The 15962-nt window shown below is 66.3% G+C and carries 15 protein-coding genes; 6 read left to right on the top strand and 9 right to left on the bottom strand.

Features of this window, described 5'->3' with window-relative positions:
• Positions 1-38: 38 nt before the first annotated feature.
• Together SPMU_RS13630 and SPMU_RS16730 are read right to left on the bottom strand one after the other, a co-directional pair.
• The gene (locus SPMU_RS13630) at positions 39-983 is read right to left on the bottom strand and encodes a serine hydrolase (RefSeq protein ID WP_245833328.1); all 945 of its coding nucleotides are present in this window, start codon (positions 981-983) and stop codon (positions 39-41) included.
• A gap of 168 nt (positions 984-1151) precedes the next feature.
• Positions 1152-1610 carry a hypothetical protein gene (locus SPMU_RS16730; protein WP_140418478.1) on the bottom strand — a complete coding sequence of 153 codons (459 nt, stop codon included), beginning with the start codon at positions 1608-1610 and terminating at the stop codon, positions 1152-1154.
• 131 nt (positions 1611-1741) lie between these two features.
• Between SPMU_RS16730 and SPMU_RS13620 the strand changes: the two genes are divergently transcribed.
• Positions 1742-2251 (top strand): Ros/MucR family transcriptional regulator, encoded by a 510-nt coding sequence (locus tag SPMU_RS13620; protein WP_088334479.1) that lies wholly within the window; start codon positions 1742-1744, stop codon positions 2249-2251.
• Between the two features lie 123 nt (positions 2252-2374).
• Here the strand turns inward: SPMU_RS13620 and SPMU_RS13615 are convergent, their stop codons facing one another.
• Positions 2375-2752, bottom strand: a complete 378-nt coding sequence (locus SPMU_RS13615) for a lipocalin family protein (protein WP_245833327.1) — start codon at positions 2750-2752, stop codon at positions 2375-2377.
• A gap of 262 nt (positions 2753-3014) precedes the next feature.
• Between SPMU_RS13615 and SPMU_RS13610 the strand changes: the two genes are divergently transcribed.
• Positions 3015-4013 (top strand): methyltransferase, encoded by a 999-nt coding sequence (locus tag SPMU_RS13610; RefSeq protein ID WP_088334478.1) that lies wholly within the window; start codon positions 3015-3017, stop codon positions 4011-4013.
• A 64-nt stretch (positions 4014-4077) separates the two neighbouring features.
• Here the strand turns inward: SPMU_RS13610 and SPMU_RS13605 are convergent, their stop codons facing one another.
• The 6 genes from SPMU_RS13605 to cydD all read right to left on the bottom strand — a co-directional run bounded on the left by SPMU_RS13605 (position 4078) and on the right by cydD (position 11471).
• On the bottom strand, positions 4078-4881 hold the full coding sequence (locus SPMU_RS13605; RefSeq protein ID WP_088334719.1) for a universal stress protein: 804 nt from the start codon (positions 4879-4881) through the stop codon (positions 4078-4080).
• A gap of 266 nt (positions 4882-5147) precedes the next feature.
• Positions 5148-5771, bottom strand: coding sequence for a response regulator transcription factor (locus SPMU_RS13600; protein WP_088334477.1), 624 nt, complete (start codon positions 5769-5771; stop codon positions 5148-5150).
• Complete coding sequence (locus SPMU_RS13595) at positions 5768-7699, bottom strand: PAS domain-containing sensor histidine kinase (RefSeq protein ID WP_088334476.1); 1932 nt, start codon at positions 7697-7699, stop codon at positions 5768-5770. Before SPMU_RS13595 ends, SPMU_RS13600 begins: the two co-directional genes overlap by 4 nt.
• A 19-nt stretch (positions 7700-7718) precedes the next feature.
• Positions 7719-8108, bottom strand: a complete 390-nt coding sequence (locus tag SPMU_RS13590) for a response regulator (RefSeq protein ID WP_088334475.1) — start codon at positions 8106-8108, stop codon at positions 7719-7721.
• Between the two features lie 121 nt (positions 8109-8229).
• Positions 8230-9813 (bottom strand): amino acid ABC transporter ATP-binding/permease protein, encoded by a 1584-nt coding sequence (locus SPMU_RS13585; protein WP_088334474.1) that lies wholly within the window; start codon positions 9811-9813, stop codon positions 8230-8232.
• Positions 9810-11471 (bottom strand): thiol reductant ABC exporter subunit CydD, encoded by a 1662-nt coding sequence (gene cydD, locus SPMU_RS13580; protein WP_088334473.1) that lies wholly within the window; start codon positions 11469-11471, stop codon positions 9810-9812. Before cydD ends, SPMU_RS13585 begins: the two co-directional genes overlap by 4 nt.
• Before the next feature lie 128 nt (positions 11472-11599).
• Here cydD and SPMU_RS13575 point away from each other — a divergent pair, with 128 nt between their 5' ends.
• From SPMU_RS13575 to hemN, 4 genes are read left to right on the top strand one after another with little or no spacing between them, the layout of a single operon-like run.
• Positions 11600-13168 (top strand): cytochrome ubiquinol oxidase subunit I, encoded by a 1569-nt coding sequence (locus SPMU_RS13575; RefSeq protein ID WP_088334472.1) that lies wholly within the window; start codon positions 11600-11602, stop codon positions 13166-13168.
• A 13-nt stretch (positions 13169-13181) separates the two neighbouring features.
• A complete protein-coding gene (gene cydB, locus SPMU_RS13570; protein ID WP_088334471.1) occupies positions 13182-14327 on the top strand; it encodes a cytochrome d ubiquinol oxidase subunit II in 1146 nt (381 codons plus the stop codon).
• A 12-nt stretch (positions 14328-14339) separates the two neighbouring features.
• Entirely contained in the window at positions 14340-14468 is a 129-nt protein-coding gene (gene cydX / locus SPMU_RS13565) for a cytochrome bd-I oxidase subunit CydX (RefSeq protein ID WP_088334470.1), read from the top strand.
• Complete coding sequence (gene hemN, locus SPMU_RS13560; protein WP_088334469.1) at positions 14465-15814, top strand: oxygen-independent coproporphyrinogen III oxidase; 1350 nt, start codon at positions 14465-14467, stop codon at positions 15812-15814. Before cydX ends, hemN begins: the two co-directional genes overlap by 4 nt.
• Positions 15815-15962 lie beyond the last annotated feature (148 nt).

The raw sequence follows: 15962 nt of genomic DNA, 5'->3' as shown, positions 1-15962 counted from the left end.
CTGGCTGGCGGCGAGCGACGCCGATGCACCGCCCGTCGTCAGCCGCCCGTGCCGACGTGAGAAGATACGATCGCCCGGGAAACATCGCCCATCAGCCGCATTCGCGCCGGGATCGGCTGGCGCGTGCTCGCGATCATCACCGCCACGGCATAGCGGTGGCCATCGGGCGCGACGATCAGCCCCACGTCGTTATAGCCTGTAGAAAGGTTGCCGAGATCCTGGCCCGTTCCCGTCTTGTGCGCTAGCGTCCACCCCGGCCGCAGCCCCGACTTCAGCCGCAACGTTCCCGTCTTGCTGGCCCGCATCAGCGACAGCAGCTTTTCGGTGGACGCCGGGCTCAGCAACTTGCCTTGCGCCAGCAGCGCCAGTCCCAGGGTCACGCCATTGGCGGAGGCGCCATCCTCCGGATCAGCAAGGTAGCGGTCGAGCGCTCGCTTGCGCGCCTCATAGCTCATCGCGGCGCGTGCCTGAAGGAAGCCCCATCCGCCGGCCCATTCGGGTTGCCATGTCAGGCCGGCCGTTCGCGCCTGAAGCAAGCGCTCACCAGGCCCAAACGTAACCCCCGCGACGCCCTTTTCGGCCAAAGTTCTCCGAACGGTGTCCGGGCCTCCCACTCTCCAGAGCAGCACATCGTTTGCGGTATTGTCACTGCGCGTCATGGCGCCGTGGAGCAGGTCGCCGATAGTTGTTCGGTATCCGTCCTTCCCTACGAGCGGACGAATGGGCTGGTGAAACAATGTCAGGTCCGACTGCCGGACAGTCACGCTGTGGTCGATACCCAGCCGGCCCCGGTCCACCGCATCCATCAGCGCAATAGCCACCCACAATTTGCTGACACTTTGCTGCGGTCGCGGTTTGTCGCCCGCCCAAGCAACCGTCCAGCCCTCCTCAACATCTCGAACGGAGATGCCCACATCGCCGTTGAAGCTCTGCCCCAACGCCTGAACGGCATTCAGCAGCGCCGCCGGCGCTTGCGGACGCACGGGCGCCGGCCGGGCTGGAGGGTAAGCCGGCTGCCGAACCGGCGGCGGCGCGGCCGGCGTTGACGCCGGCGGTGCCGCAGGAACGCACGCGGCGATTAGGCCTGTGATGGCTATCGCGCACAGCCTGCTGACGGTTTTGGCGAACATGAAACTCCCTTTGCGCACCTGCTAAGCGCCAGAGCGCACAGGAGAAAGGCCCCCCGCTCCATCCACCGCGAATTGGCCGGCGTTCACCGCAGAAGCCGTGCCATTCGCTCGATCAACACGGTGCGGCGTTTGGTCGCGGATTTCGGTGGTGCGCTCGTCGACAGGTCGCTCGGCCGGGACCGCCGTAAAGAACAGCAAATGTGATCGGTGCTTCGCCGCTGTGCTCGCGCGATCTGCGTCCGGCGCCATAGCGCATTCGAACATCTTGCGTGCTTTATCGGACAAAGTGTCCGGCATCACGAGCACCGACATGATCGCCGGAAGATCTTCTTTCGACTGTTCTCTAGGCGGCGCAGAGTTCTCGAATTCGTCACGATGAACTGGATTGGTGAGCAATGATCGGTGAGTCACACTGACCCACTCGTCCCATTGATGGAAAACATGAACGCCATTACAAATTTGTGTCTTGCCATCTGGCACATCAGAGGAGCAAAGCGCTCTTCACCTCAGCGAAGCATTGGGACACATTGTCCGATTATCAGATCCTGATGAACTTCAGCATTGTGAAAGCCCTTACTTCCTCGGGCAGATAGCATTCGATAGAAAGCGCCATGACTGATAAGCTAAACGACGACAGCACCCTTTTGGCAACCGAGCTAACCATCGCGTGGCTTGCCAATCCGAATACCCGGGTTAACCCCGACGATGTGCCGGGCGTTCTCGCATCGCTCTACGAAGCGGTGCAAAATCTTGGAAAAGCCACGGCTTCCACGCAGGAGGCGGCGCCCGACGCGCCTGAGCACAAGCCGGCCATCACGGCCCGCAAATCGCTGGCCGATCCCGAATTCATCGTCTCGATGATTGATGGAAAGAAGTACCGCAGCCTCAGGCGGCATCTCAACGCGCACGGTCTCTCGCCCGAGGACTATCGCCAGCGCTACGGCCTGAAGCCCGACTACCCGATGGTCGCGCCGGGCTATTCCGCGGCGCGTCGTGAAGTGGCAAAGAAGCTGGGCCTTGGCCGCAAGCCCGGTACTAAGATCACGAAGTCCGCCGATCAGACGGGCTCTGCCAAGCGCGGCCGCAAGGCGGCGTCGGACGCGCCCAGCGCCGAAGGTTGATCCGCGCGTGACCGGGCCGGGAATACGCTCCGGGCCCGGGCCGCGTCGCTCACGGCTGCTGCGTTCGCCAGATCAGCGACCGATCATATCCCAGCGCGCCCACGCGCGTCTCCAGCATGGCAATTATCGCGGGGTCCGGGTTCCGTTCTCGGGTAAGCGCCCAGAGATATCGCCCGATGGCTCACCCACGATCGACCATTCGTAGCGATCTCCGTGATCCAGCACCCGATAATTGCCGTAGAATGGCCCGAAAAACGAAACCTTCAGCTTGGCGTTGGTGGTCGCGTCGACGACTTTTGCTTTGCCGGTTGATGATTTTTCCTGGCCGCCTACGCCGCCGGTGCGGCCACGATTGACCACTCGGATCGAGCCGTCGCTGTTGCGCGAATAGTCCGCCGTAACAGCGTTTATGCCCTTCTGAAATGATGCCTCGTAATCGCTGGCTCGCACGAATTGAACCGGATCGAGTTCGACAATGTCCGCCGTGCCCGCCGCGAACATGATCCGGGAGCCAGGCAAGGGCTGGCATCACGCCAACGTGCTCCTTGCCGCCGAGCGCGTGTCCTATGCCCATATCGGGCGGAAGCGCGCCGACCTCACCGAGCTTCGGACGAGCCGCTGTTCGCCCGCCGCATCCCGCTGGCGGAAATCCGCCTGAACGCGCATAGCAAAGATCAAGGATTAATCGCCCCGGGCGCCACCGGAACAAAGCCCCTGCACTCCGGTTCACTGTTGACGAACCGTCAACAACCCAGGCGATATCATGAACTTAACTCAGATTAGCATGAACGCCGAAAGCGGCAGCGCTGTTCCCTTGGTGGCAGATGATGCGCCGCGGGCAGCGTTGCTTGATTTATTGGTGCATTTGCGCGCACAAGACTATGATTTCATCGCGCCCACGCCCGCGTCCCATGCCCGTGTGCTGCAACGCCCCGATCGTCAGGTCGGCGCGACCACGGCTGATCTGCTGGGTTGGTCGCTCCCCTGCAACGCTGACCGGCTGGACCCGGCGATCCTCCACGCGCTGGAGCAAGCATCCTTGCTGGAGCGGCGCCCCGACGGCCTGGTCCGGGCAGCGGTTCGCGTATCAAACGTCTTCGGCCAATTGTTCGTGCACTCGCGGTATCCGACGCAGCAGCAGGATGCCGTGTTCCTGGGTCCGGACAGCTACCGCTTCGCCGACTATATCTCCCGCAACCTCTCGGGCCTGCCGTCCAGAGCGCGGATCATGGATTATGGCGCAGGTGCGGGTGTCGGCGGGATCGTCGCCGCTGCCCTGCACGGCAATGCGCTCCTCACCCTGGCGGACATCAATCCCAAGGCGCTCTCGCTCGCCTCGGTAAACGCGACCTTTGCCGGCATCGATCATCGGACCACGCGTGCGCAATCGCCGCAGGACGTGGACGGTCCCTTTGATCTCATCGTCTCGCATCCGCCGTTCATGATCGATCCCGATCGGCGCGCCTATCGCGACGGCGGAGACCTCTACGGTGGCAAGCTCTCGCTCGACTGGACGCTGGCCGCAATGACCAGGCTGGCGCCGGGCGGCCGTTTTGTGATGCACACGGGAGTCTCGATTGTGGCGGGGCGCGATGTCGTTCGGGATGCGCTGGGCGAAGCGATGCCGGCGACCGGCTTCGACTATGACTATCGCGTGCTGGATCCCGACATCTTCGGCGATGAGCTCGACAAGGAGCCCTATGCGCAAGTCGATCGGATCGCTGCGATCGGCCTGTGCGTTTCCCGTCACCCCGGCGCCTGACGCGACGGGCTATCTCACCCCTGATGGCGGGGACGGGCCGATGCCGCCCGCCCCCGCTCCACGCTTAGCGGTCGTGCATCAGCAGCAGCGGCACCGGCGAGTCCTTCAGCATTGACCGGGTAGCCCCGCCGAAGATCTGCTGGATCACGCGCCCGCGCCCAAAGGCCCCCATCACGATCCAGTCGTGCCGCCCTTTTCGGCACTCCTCAAGGATCGCCGTCGCCGCGCGGCCCGTTCCTGCCGGCTCGCACTTGATGATGGGCTCCACACCGTGGCGGGCGATATACCGCGCCGCATCTTCGGCGGGAATGCGCAGCGATCCGTCATCGGTGTAGTAGATCGTGACGTCCTCCGCCTTGCTCAGCAGCGGTGCCGCGGCACGGAGCGCTGCCTCGGCATCGTCCGAGCCGTCCCACGCCACCAAAGCCCGCCCGCACAGGTTGAAGGGCCCGGCGTCCATCGGCACTGCCAGCACGGGCTTGCCCACCTGAAGCAGCGTATCCGCGATCGCCACGTTCATCTGCTCGGTCAGGTCCCCGCCACCGCCGCAGCTCAGGACAACCAGATCAGCCAGCCCGGCATGATCGCGGATCGTCTGCGCGGTGAAGCCGGTACGGTCGACCCAGTCAAAGGAGACATCCTCGCGCTCCAGCCGCCCGAGCATGCGCGTCTTGTTGGCCGCTTGATCGGTTTGTTCATCGGCCAGGATCATGCTGGTGGCGCCGACGTAATCGCCCACGAATTCCGGTATCATCGTCAGGCCGACGCAGGTGAGGTGCCCGCCAACCGCCCGCGTCACGTCCAGGGCGGCTTGATAGCGACTTTCCTGACCCTCGTCGTCGTGGATCAGCAGAAGCACGTTCCTCATGGCAACCTCCATCGTTGTGACGGAAGTTCACCTAAAGAACGCGCGCGTCGCTCCCCATTCGCAAAGCTACGTAGAAATCACTCATTCGTTCAGAAGAACCGGCCATCGATGAGCTGCCGCAACGGATCAAAGCTCCCATCCACCCGCAGGGTTCGCCTATATCAAACCGTCCCGCCGAGTATTTACCGCTAAGCATTGAGGCAGCACTCTTTGAACAACAGCGATCCGCGACTCGCGTACTCCCCCCCTTTGAAGAGGGGCATCGTTCAGCTCTTCTCGCTGCCCAGACCCGCGGCAAAGGCGATCCGCAGCGCTTCGGAAAGGCTTCGGGCGTCCAGCTTGGCCATCACATTAGCCCGGTGCACTTCCACGGTGCGCGCCGAAATCCCCAGATCATAGGCAATGGTCCTGTTGGGCAGGCCCTGCGCCAGCCCCTCCAGAACCTCGCGCTCACGCGCCGTCAGCCCGGCGATGATCACACTGGCCTCCTCCGCCCTGCTGTCGGCATGTTTGGTCGCGTCCAGCCGTTCGAAGGCAGCCGTGATCGCGCGGATCAGCACCTCTTTCTCGAACGGCTTCTCGATGAAATCGACCGCCCCTTGCTTCATCGCCCGCACGGCCGTGCCAACGTCGCCGTGCCCGGTCAGGATGATCACCGGCATAGTCACGCCGCGCTCCTGCAACGTGCGCTGCACCTCCAGCCCGTCCATTTCGGGCATGCGAACATCCAGCAGGATGCAGCCGGCGTCCACGTGGCGCACTTCCTTCAGGAATTCGACGCCCGAACACCACGCCTTCACCGCATAGCCCGATGTCTTGAGGATGAAGCCGGCGGAACGCCGCACCGCGTCTTCATCGTCGATGATGTGGATCAGCCGTGCGTCGCTCATTCGTCCTCCTCCGCCCGCGCGAGCGGAAGGGTGAAGTGGAACAGCGTCCCCCTTTCCTCGCGTGGCTCCATCCAGATCCGCCCCTCCAGACCTTCCACAATGGTGCGGCAGATCGAAAGCCCCAATCCCATGCCGCTTGCCTTGGAGCTATTGAAGGCGCTGAACAGGTTGGCCGCGACATCGGCTGGCACGCCCGGCCCTGTGTCGGCAATCGTCACTTGCGCCATGCCCTTCGGGGCGAGCCGGGTGCTGACGCACAGCTCGCGCACTTGGGAGCATTCCATCGCTTCCACCGCATTGCGCATCAGGTTGATCAGCACCTGCTGGCACTGCACCTTGTCCACCAGCACGGGCGAGGCTTGCGGGTCGATGTCGAAGGAAACGGCAACGCCCTTTTCACCGGCACCGATCAGCGCCAGCTTCGATGCTTCCTCGATCAGCGCCGGCAGGTCCTCGACGCTTCGCTCCACCTCGCCGCGCGCCACGAATTCCCGGAGCCGCCGCACGATATGGCCGGCACGCAGCGCCTCGTTCTTCGCATCATCGAGGGCTTCGATGATCATCGGGAAATCGTCTTCGTCCGGCCGCTCGAGCAGATCCCGCACGCCGCGCACGTAATTGGCGACGGCGGTGATCGGCTGGTTCAGCTCATGCGCAAGCGTCGAGGCCATGGTCCCCATCGCGCTGACGCGGGAGACATGGATCAGATCGGCACGCAGCGCCTCGATGCGGGCGTCGGCGGCCTGCTTCTCCGACAGGTCGCGGATAAAGCCGGTAAAGATCCGCTCGCCCTCCGTGATCGCCTCGCCGACGGACAGCTCCATCGGAAACGTGCTGCCATCGCGCCGCGCGCCGACGACCGTTCGCCCGCGCCCGATGATCCGCCGTTCGCCGGTGGCAAGGTATCGCGCGATATAGCTGTCATGCGCCTCCCGGTCCGGTGAGGGCATCAGCACGCTGACGTTGCGTCCGTGCACCTCCGCCTCGGTGAAGCCGAACAGGCGCTCCGCCGCTGCGCTGAACGATAGGATCTGCCCAACATCATCGATCACGATCATCGCATCGGGCACGGTGGCAAGAATGGAGCGAAACTGATTGGCGCTGGCGAGCAGCTGGCGTTCACGGGCGCGCTGCTCCGTCACGTCCCGGATCACCTTGCCGAATCCGCGCAGCTTGCCCGATGTATCGTGCAGCGCGGTCAAGGCGATATGGGCGAGGAACTCGGATCCGTCCTTGCGGATGCGCCAATCCTCTTCTTCCATCCTGCCCAGCCGCCGCGCCGTTTCCAGATCCTGCTGCGGCTTGCCCGCCGCGCGCGCCGTCGCAGGGTAGAATAGCTCGGCCGGCTGGCCGACGATCTCCGCCGCGGTCCATCCCTTCAGCCGTTCCGCGCTCCGGTTCCACAAGGTCACCCGGCCGTCGGGATCGAGCATGTAGATCGCATAGCCAGCCGCGCTGTCGATCAGCAGGTTCAATTCGTCGGCAAGGTCCTTCGCCTCCGCCGCGCGCATTTCTGCCCGCCGTCTGCTTTCCGCCGACAGGCGGCGCAATGTGCTGATATGGTTGGCGACCCAGATCAGGACCGCCGACGTTCCCCAGAACGCCAGCAACTCGACGATTGCAGGCGCACCGCCCGCCCCGCCAAGCAACTGGGCGGCACATGTGGCCAGCAAGGTAGCAGAAACGGCCGGTCCTGGCCCGCCGAAGACCCCCACGACGACCACGGCGGCCGTGAAGAGCAGATAATGCGCCGCATCGTCCAGCCACGGGTCAAGCGCGAGCCGAAGCGCCAGCGCGGCCGCCACGGCCAGCACGGCAACGCCATACCGCGCAACATCGCGCTGCCTTTCACCGGACCAGAATGCCGCCACTGTTGCTCCAAAGGCCGTGTCCGCACCGGTGCCATCCGGCGTGCTCGCCTCGTTCATATCACGATGCGCCGCCGTGTCAGCGCCCGCTGCCCTCCAGCGCCAACAGCAATTGCTGATGCTGCAGCGGCTTGCCCATCACGGCCGCAAAGCCGGCAGCGCGCGCCGCGCCTTCCAACTGCTCGGTGCCATGCCCTGTCATCATGATCGCGCGGCCATGCCAGCCGCGTTGCCGCATCGTCGTCAGCAGCTGAACGCCATCGCTATCGGGCAGGCGATAGTCGGCTACCAGCAAGCGCGCATCGTCCAGCGACTGATCGCCGAGCAGCGTCGCCGCGGCGGCATAGGCACGCACATGATAGCCCCGTCCCGTCAGAAACAATTGCAACGAGCGCCGCACGGCGTCCTCGTCCTCGACCAGCAGCACCACGCGGCGCTGATCTCGCGTCTGATCGGCTGTCGCTGTCATGCCGTTACCCTCTCCTGCAAGAACCACGGGTTATCGGCGTGCGCGATCTGCCCTTCCATTGGGATATGTACGGACATGCAGGGGTCTTGATCCGCCAGCCCCCTGCGTCGCTCCACGTCATTCAGGCCAGCTCCACCGAACGGCGCTGGCTGCACAACCCTTGGGGCAAAGACCGGTGGCTCGCCAGCAGCAGGCCCTGCCCCGTCCGCCGCAGCCGCTCCTCCAGCCGCCTCACCACCTGCGCTTCCGTCTCGGCATCAAGGCTTTCGGTCGGCTCATCCAGCAGCAGCCAGGGCGCCGGGCGCAGATAGGCGCGCGCAAGGGCGATCCGCCGACGCTCCCCGCCGGACAGCCGTTCGCCATTCTCCCCCACCCATGTGTCGAGCCCATCGGGCATCGCGAGGACCCGCGCGTCCATTGCTGCGTCCGCCAGCACCGCCCAAAGCGCGTCGTCGCTGGCGGCGGGATCAGCCATCAGCAGATTGTCGCGCACCGTTCCGGAAATCAGCGCCGCATCCTGCGGCAGCCAGGCGAACGCCGCGCGCAAGGTCTTGGGCGCGACATAGGCGATATCGACCCCGTCGAGCCACGCGGTGCGCGGCTTCACCGACCGCAAGCTCAGCAGGCTTTCGATCAGCGTCGTCTTGCCCGAACCGGATGCCCCCGTGATCGCCATCCTGCCGCCATGCGCAATCGCCGCGTCAGGCTCGAAGGCCACGGTCGGCGCCGCAAACCGCATCGGCGCAGCCGTATCCGCTTCGCCCAGCAAGTCCCCAAGCCGCGCGTGCGCGCACGCCACCTCCGCGCGCCCTGCGATCCGCCGGATCAACGGCGCCAGCCCGTCGATCGTCATCGCTGCGGCCAGCACAGCCATGGCCGCGATCGGCGCGCCGGCTGGGGCTGTTAGCGCGAACACCGCCGCCGCGCTGCCGCCGATCGCGGCAACGTGCAACAGGGTGATCCGCGCATGGACATCCGCACAGGCAAGCTGCGCAGCGTTTAACGCGTCCGCCTCGCGCCGGATCTCCGCCGCGGCCGATTGCTCGAGACCGAAGCACCGCAATTCCGGTGCGGACTCCAGCAACAGGCTCATGCGCTGCTTCAACGCGCCATTATGCGCCTGCGCCGCGCTGGCATGCGCCGCCAGCGGCCGAACGATCAGACGCGCCAGCATCAGCACGCCGGCCGCCGTGGCCGCAATGATGACAGCGGGCAAAAGGCCGCCAATCCCCGCCAGCGCACCACCGCTCAGCATGGCCGAAAGTGCCGCGGGACCTGCACTGCGGCGCACCAGATCATGTTCGATCGCAGTCAGGTCATTCACCACCCGCGCGGTGACGTCGCCACTCGTCACGGCCAGCGCCTGTCGGATCGGCAAGGCGGCGACCCCGCGGAAGATCGCCGGCCGCACGCGCGCCACTGCACCGAGCGCCGCCGCGTGGCTCGCCAGCGCCTCGCCATAGCGCGCGCCCGTGCGCACGATCGCCAGCAAGCGGATCGTCGCGCTCGGCAGCATGTAGTTGAACGCCATCGCAGCGGCCGCCCCTGCCGCCCCGGCCAACGCCGCGGCCGTGATGAACCAGCCGGACAGGCCCAGCAGCGCCACCGACGCGGCGGTAACCAGCGAGGCAAGGATCGCCGCACGCACCAAGGTGCGCCGCTCCCGCGCCGTCTCACGCGCGATCAGTACAGCAAGGTTGGTCATGCCAGTCGCTCCAGGGAAATGATCCGGCCGGCGATCGCCGCGAGCGCTTCGCTGTGCGTTGCCATCAGAACGGTTCGTCCTTTTGCGGCCTGCGCAATCGTGTCGATCATCTCGCGCTCCGCGGCCGCATCGAAATGCGCGGTCGGCTCGTCGAGCAACAGCAGTGGCGCCGGCTTCAGGATCGCGCGGGCCAGCCCGATGCGCCGGCGCTCACCACCGGAGAGGCCGCTGCCCCGCGCATCCAGCCGAGTATCGAGGCCGTCCGGCCGCGCCGCCAGCATCGCTGCCAAGCCCGCTTGCCGCGCCGCTGCCTCGACAGACGCGCGACTGGCACCGGGATCGGCCAGGCCGATGTTGTGCGCAATCGTCTCTGGCAGCAGCAGCGTATTCTGCCCCAGCCAGGAAGCACGCGCGGCCACGCTGCCACCCAGGGGCAGCAGCTCGCCGTTCACACGCACCTTCCCCGCGGCGATCGGCGCCAGCCCCAGCAACAGGCGCAACAGGCTCGTCTTGCCGCTCCCGGATGGGCCCCACAAAGCGACGATCTCGCCCGGCGCAACGTCGAACGTCACCTCCGCGACCGCGGCACGGTCCGCGCCATCGTAACGGACGCAAACACCAGCAAAGCTCAGCGCCGGCGCGCCCTCCGCCACCTTGACGCAGACAGACGGCGCCGCTTCGCGCTCGACGGCGGACAGGCGATCCGCCGCGGTCTCCGCCGCCTGCTTGTCGTGATAGGCGGCGGCAAGCCGGCGCAGCGGCGCGTAGAATTCCGGCGCCAGCGCCAGCACGAAAAAGGCGCTGGCGAGGTCCAGCGTCTCCGGCACGGGAAACGGCAGCAGCCCCAGCAAGTTGAAGCCGCAGTAAACCGCCACCAGCGCGACTGACAGCGCCGAGAAGAATTCCAGCGCGCCCGACGAGAGGAACGCGACGCGCAGCACCCGCATGGTGCGATCGGCGACATCTGTCGCCGCCGTGCCCAGCCGCTCCGCCTCGCGCGCTGGCGCATCGAACGCCAGCACCACCGGCAATGCCCGCAGCCGGTCGGCGAACAGCCCTGACAGGCGCGCAAGCGCCGCAAACTGCCGCCGCGACTGATCCGCCGCCGCCCCGCCGGCGAGGACGAGCGCAAAGATGAACGGCACCAGCGTCGCAAACAGGATCGCCGCGGCGACCGGGCTGGCGGCGGCAATGGCCGCAAGCACGATCATCGGCGCAAGCGCGGCGGCCTGACGCGCCGGCAGGAAACGGGCGACATGGCCGTCGATCGCCTCCACCTCGTCAACAGCGGCTTGCAGCAGCTCGCCACTGGTGCGCGCCGCGCCAGGTGCGCGGTTCAGCGCGGCCGCGACGATGCGCTCACGCAGCCGACCCTTCGCCGCGCTCGCCCCGCGCGCGCCGATCCGCGCGGCGCCCCATACGCACAGCCCGCGGGCAACCCCGGACAGCCCGGTCAGCGCCACCCAGTGCCACAGCGGCAATCCCGCCACCAGCGCACTCACCGCGCCCGCCAGTCCCGCGGCAAATCCGATCGCCGCCACGCTATCGAGCAGCAGGAGGCTGGTGGACAGGCGCGCCCGTCCGCCGTCGCCCACCACCTGCTTCAGATAGGCGCGGCGCGCGGCAGCGGTGCTTCGGTCGAGTGCAAGAACAGCCATGCCCGACCGCTACCGATTGGAGCGCCGCCATCGAATACGGGAAGTCCACAATGCCGCCGCCGCTCCGGCGCTCCTAACCAGCGCGGGCAGAACGAGCCGGCTGGTCCGGCATCAGGGAGAAACCGGGCATGGACGCCGGCGTCGTAGACTTATCGCGGCTGCAATTCGCGCTGACCGCATTGTACCATTTTCTGTTCGTGCCCCTCACGCTGGGGCTCAGTTTCATGTTGGTCATCATGGAGTCGATCTATGTGATGACGGGCCGTGAGATTTGGCGCCAGGTGACGCGCTTCTGGGGCAAAATCTTCGGGATCAACTTCGTGCTCGGTGTCGCCACCGGGCTCACCATGGAATTCCAGTTCGGCACGAACTGGTCCTATTTCTCGCACTATGCCGGCGACATCTTTGGTGCGCCGCTCGCGATTGAAGGGCTGATGGCTTTCTTCCTCGAGGCGACGTTCGTCGGGCTCATGTTCTTCGGCTGGGATCGCCTGTCGAAACTGGGCCACCTCTTCGTCACCTTCCTGGTGGCGCTGGGCACGAACCTGTCGGCGCTGTGGATCCTCATCGCCAATGGCTGGATGCAGAACCCGGTCGGCGCCACCTTCAACCCTGACACCATGCGCATGGAAGTGTCGGATTTCGGCGCGGTGCTCTTCAATCCGGTCGCGCAGGCGAAGTTCGTCCACACCGTCAGCGCCGGCTATGTCGCCGCCTCTGTGGTGGTGCTCGGCGTCTCGGCTTTCTATCTGCTGAAGGGCCGCTGGATTGAATTCGCCCGCCGCTCGATGGTGGTCGCCGCAGCATTCGGCCTCGCCTCTTCGCTCTCCGTCGTCGTGCTGGGTGACGAGAGCGGCTATGCCCTCACCGACAACCAGAAGATGAAGCTCGCCGCGATCGAGGCCGCCTGGCACACCCAGGAAAGCCCCGCCGGTCTGACCCTGCTCGGCATGCCCGACACGGTCGCGCGCACCACGCGCTACTCGGTGGAAGTGCCATGGGTGCTCGGCCTCATCGCCACGCGCAGTGTCGACAAGGAAGTCACCGGCATGTCGGAGCTGGTGCTGAAGGCGCAGGAGCGGATCGCCTCGGGCGTAAAGGCCTATGCCGCCGTCGAGGTGTTGAAAACCGATCCGTCGAACGTCGCCGCGCGCGCGCAGTTCGAAGCGCATAAGCGCGATCTTGGCTATGCGTTGCTGCTGAAGCGCCAGTTAGCCGATCCGCGCGCCGCCACGCCGCAACAGATCGAAGCCGCCGCTTGGGACACGGTGCCCAGCGTCCCGCTGATGTTCTGGAGCTTCCGCGCAATGGCGGTGATCGGCTTCCTCATGATCGCGCTGTTCGCCACCGCCTTCGTCGTCGCCAGCCGCCGCAAGCACCTGACGACCCGCTGGTTCCTGCGCCTGTGCGTCATCGCCATCCCGCTGCCGTGGGTTGCGATCGAGCTTGGCTGGGTGGTCGCCGAAATGGGGCGTCAGCCTTGGGCGATCGAGGGCGTGCTGCCGACCTTCCTTGCGGCATCCTCGCTCACCCGCTCCGCTTTGTGGACCACGATCATCGGCTTCACCGCGCTCTACGGCACGCTGGCGGTGATCGAGATCCGGCTGATCCTGGCCGCGATCAAGCACGGCCCCGTCGAAGATCAGGAGCCCACCCCCGAGCCCGGGCGCATCGTTGCCCTGCCGCTGGCCGCCTGAAGGAGGCACGACCATGGAATTTCTCGATTATGAAATGATGCGCGTGATCTGGTGGACGCTGCTCGGCGTCCTCCTGATCGGCTTCGCGCTCACCGACGGCTTCGACCTTGGCACCGCGGCGCTGCTGCCCTTCGTCGCCAAAACCGATGCCGAACGCCGCATGGTGATCAACTCGGTCGGGCCGACGTGGGAAGGCAACCAGGTCTGGTTCATCCTCGGTGGCGGCGCCATCTTCGCCGCCTGGCCCTTCGTCTATGCCGTCAGCTTCTCCGGCTTTTACCTCGCCATGTTCCTGGTGCTGGCGGCGCTGATCCTGCGCCCGGTCGGGTTCAAATACCGCTCCAAGCGGCCTGATCCCGCCTGGCGCACCCGCTGGGATTGGGCGCTCTTCGTTGGCGGCATTGTGCCCGCGCTGGTCTTCGGCGTCGCGGTCGGCAACGTCCTCTCGGGCGCACCCTTCCGCCTCGACAGCGATCTGCGCTCCTTCTTCGAAGGCGGCCTGTTCGACCTGTTCACCACCTTCACGCTTGTTGCGGGCCTGCTGTCCGTCGCCATGCTCGTCCTGCACGGCAGCGCCTGGCTCGCCATCAAGGCGGAACATGGCCCGGTCCGCGATCGCGCGCAGCGCTTCGGCGCCATCGCCGCCGTCGCTTCGGTTGCGCTCTTCGCGGTCGGCTGGGCGTTCATGGCGTGGGGCGGCTACGGCTTCCGGATCGTCGGCGTCGTTGACGGTCTCGCCGCCTCCAATCCGCTCCGCACCGCGAGCGAGGCCGCGCCCGGCGCCTGGCTCGACAATTACGATCGCCACCACTGGATGATGATCGCCCCCCTCATCGGCTTCGTCGGTCCGGTCCTGGCGCTCGTCGGCATCGTAACCCGCAAGGAATGGGCCGCCTTCGCCGGCTCCTCGCTCGCCGCCACCGGCATCATCGCCACGGTCGGCCTGTCGATGTTCCCGTTCATCCTGCCGTCCAGCATCGATGCGCATTCCAGCCTGACGGTCTGGAACGCTTCCTCCAGCCACCGCACGCTGCAGATCATGCTGTTCGTGACGATCGTCTTCCTGCCGATCGTGCTCGCCTACACCGCCTGGGTCTATCGCGTGCTCTGGGGCCGCGTCACCACCGCCCAGGCGACCACCCATCCTGACTTTTACTGAGGAACAGCCGTCATGTGGTATTTCACCTGGGTTCTCGGCCTCGGCCTCGCGGTCGGCTTCGGCATCCTGAACGGCATGTGGCACGAATTCGAACTCGCCGATAAGGTCGAACAGGCACCGGAGGCGCACGAGCACCCGTGAGCGAGCACCTCTACCTGCCCGAACTCGCGGCGCGCCCGGCGCCGCGCTACACCAGCTACCCGACCGCGCTGGAATTCTCCCCCGCGGTCGGCGCTTCGGATCACGCCGCTGCGTTGCGCGGTCTGGACGCCGGCACCAGTGCCTCGCTCTACGTCCACGTGCCCTATTGCCAGGAAATCTGCTGGTATTGCGGCTGCAACACCGGCGCCACCGGCCGCCCCGAGCGGCTGGTCGCCTATGTCGCGGCTCTCGCGCGCGAGATGCAGACGGTCGGCGCCTTGTATGGAGGCAGCATCAACCGGGTGCACTTTGGCGGCGGCAGTCCCAACGCCTTGTCACCGGCGCAGTTCGTCGCGGTGGCCGAGACGATCCGCACCTGCTTTCGCGTGGACGAGGGTGCCGAATGGGCCGCCGAGCTCGATCCCCGGCTGCTGTCGGACGATCATGCCGCGGCGCTCGCCGCCGCTGGCGTCACGCGCGTCAGCCTTGGCGCGCAGACGTTCAATCTCGCCATCCAGGCGCGGATCAACCGTATCCAACCATTCCGCCAGGTCGCGAACGGCATCGCCGCGCTGCGCCGGCATGGCATTGAACGCATCAATCTCGATCTGATGTACGGCTTGCCGGCCCAGACCCTTGACGACATCGCCGAAACGATCGCCCGGGCACGCCAGCTTGAGCCCGACCGCGTCGCGATGTTCGGCTATGCGCATCTGCCTGCCATGCTGCCGCGTCAGCGGATGATCGACGCGTCCACGCTGCCGGGTGCCAAGGCGCGCTTCTGGCAATCGGCGCTCGCGCACGATCTGCTGGTCGAGGCCGGCTTTGCCGCCGTCGGGTTCGATCACTTTGCGCGGCCGGAGGATTCGCTCGCGGTCGCCGCCCGTACCGGCCGGCTGCGCCGCAATTTCCAGGGGTTCACCGATGATCAGGCCGATGTCGTCATCGGCATCGGCGCCTCCTCGATCAGCCAATTCCCTGGCCTCTTGGTGCAGAACGAAAAGCATGTCGGCAGCTGGCGCATGCGCGCGCTGAACGACACGCTCTCCGGCGTGCGTGGCTGTCACCGCACCGCGGAGGACCGACTGCGCGCCGAGATCATCGAGCGGATCCTGTGCCACGGCGCGGTCGATCTGGAGGACGTTGCGCTCCGCCACCGGCTCGCGCCCGCGCATCTCGCCGGCGCGCTCCCAGCGATCGACAACCTCGCCGCCACGGGCATCCTGGACCGCAGCGGCTGGACGATCCGGATCACGCTGCAAGGCCGCCCCTACGCCCGCCTCGCCGCCGCCGCCTTCGATAACCGAAGCGCCGCCCGCGCCCGCCCTGCGAGCAAGGCGGTGTAATCGGAAGCCTGCGCGGGCCAACGAGCGGGAATGGGCGGAGCGCCGCGTTTGCTTGCGGACCGACAATCAATCTGCCGGCGTGGCTCGAGCTTGCCCGCACGCGCTTGCGCCGCTAGCCGTACTACCTTGGCAATACAGCGGCGAGACC

Origin of the sequence: Sphingomonas mucosissima, from assembly GCF_002197665.1 — a bacterium.
Lineage (GTDB): Bacteria > Pseudomonadota > Alphaproteobacteria > Sphingomonadales > Sphingomonadaceae > Sphingomonas > Sphingomonas mucosissima.
Note: the sequence above shows the minus strand (reverse complement) of the source record. Positions and strands in the feature narration are given on the sequence as shown.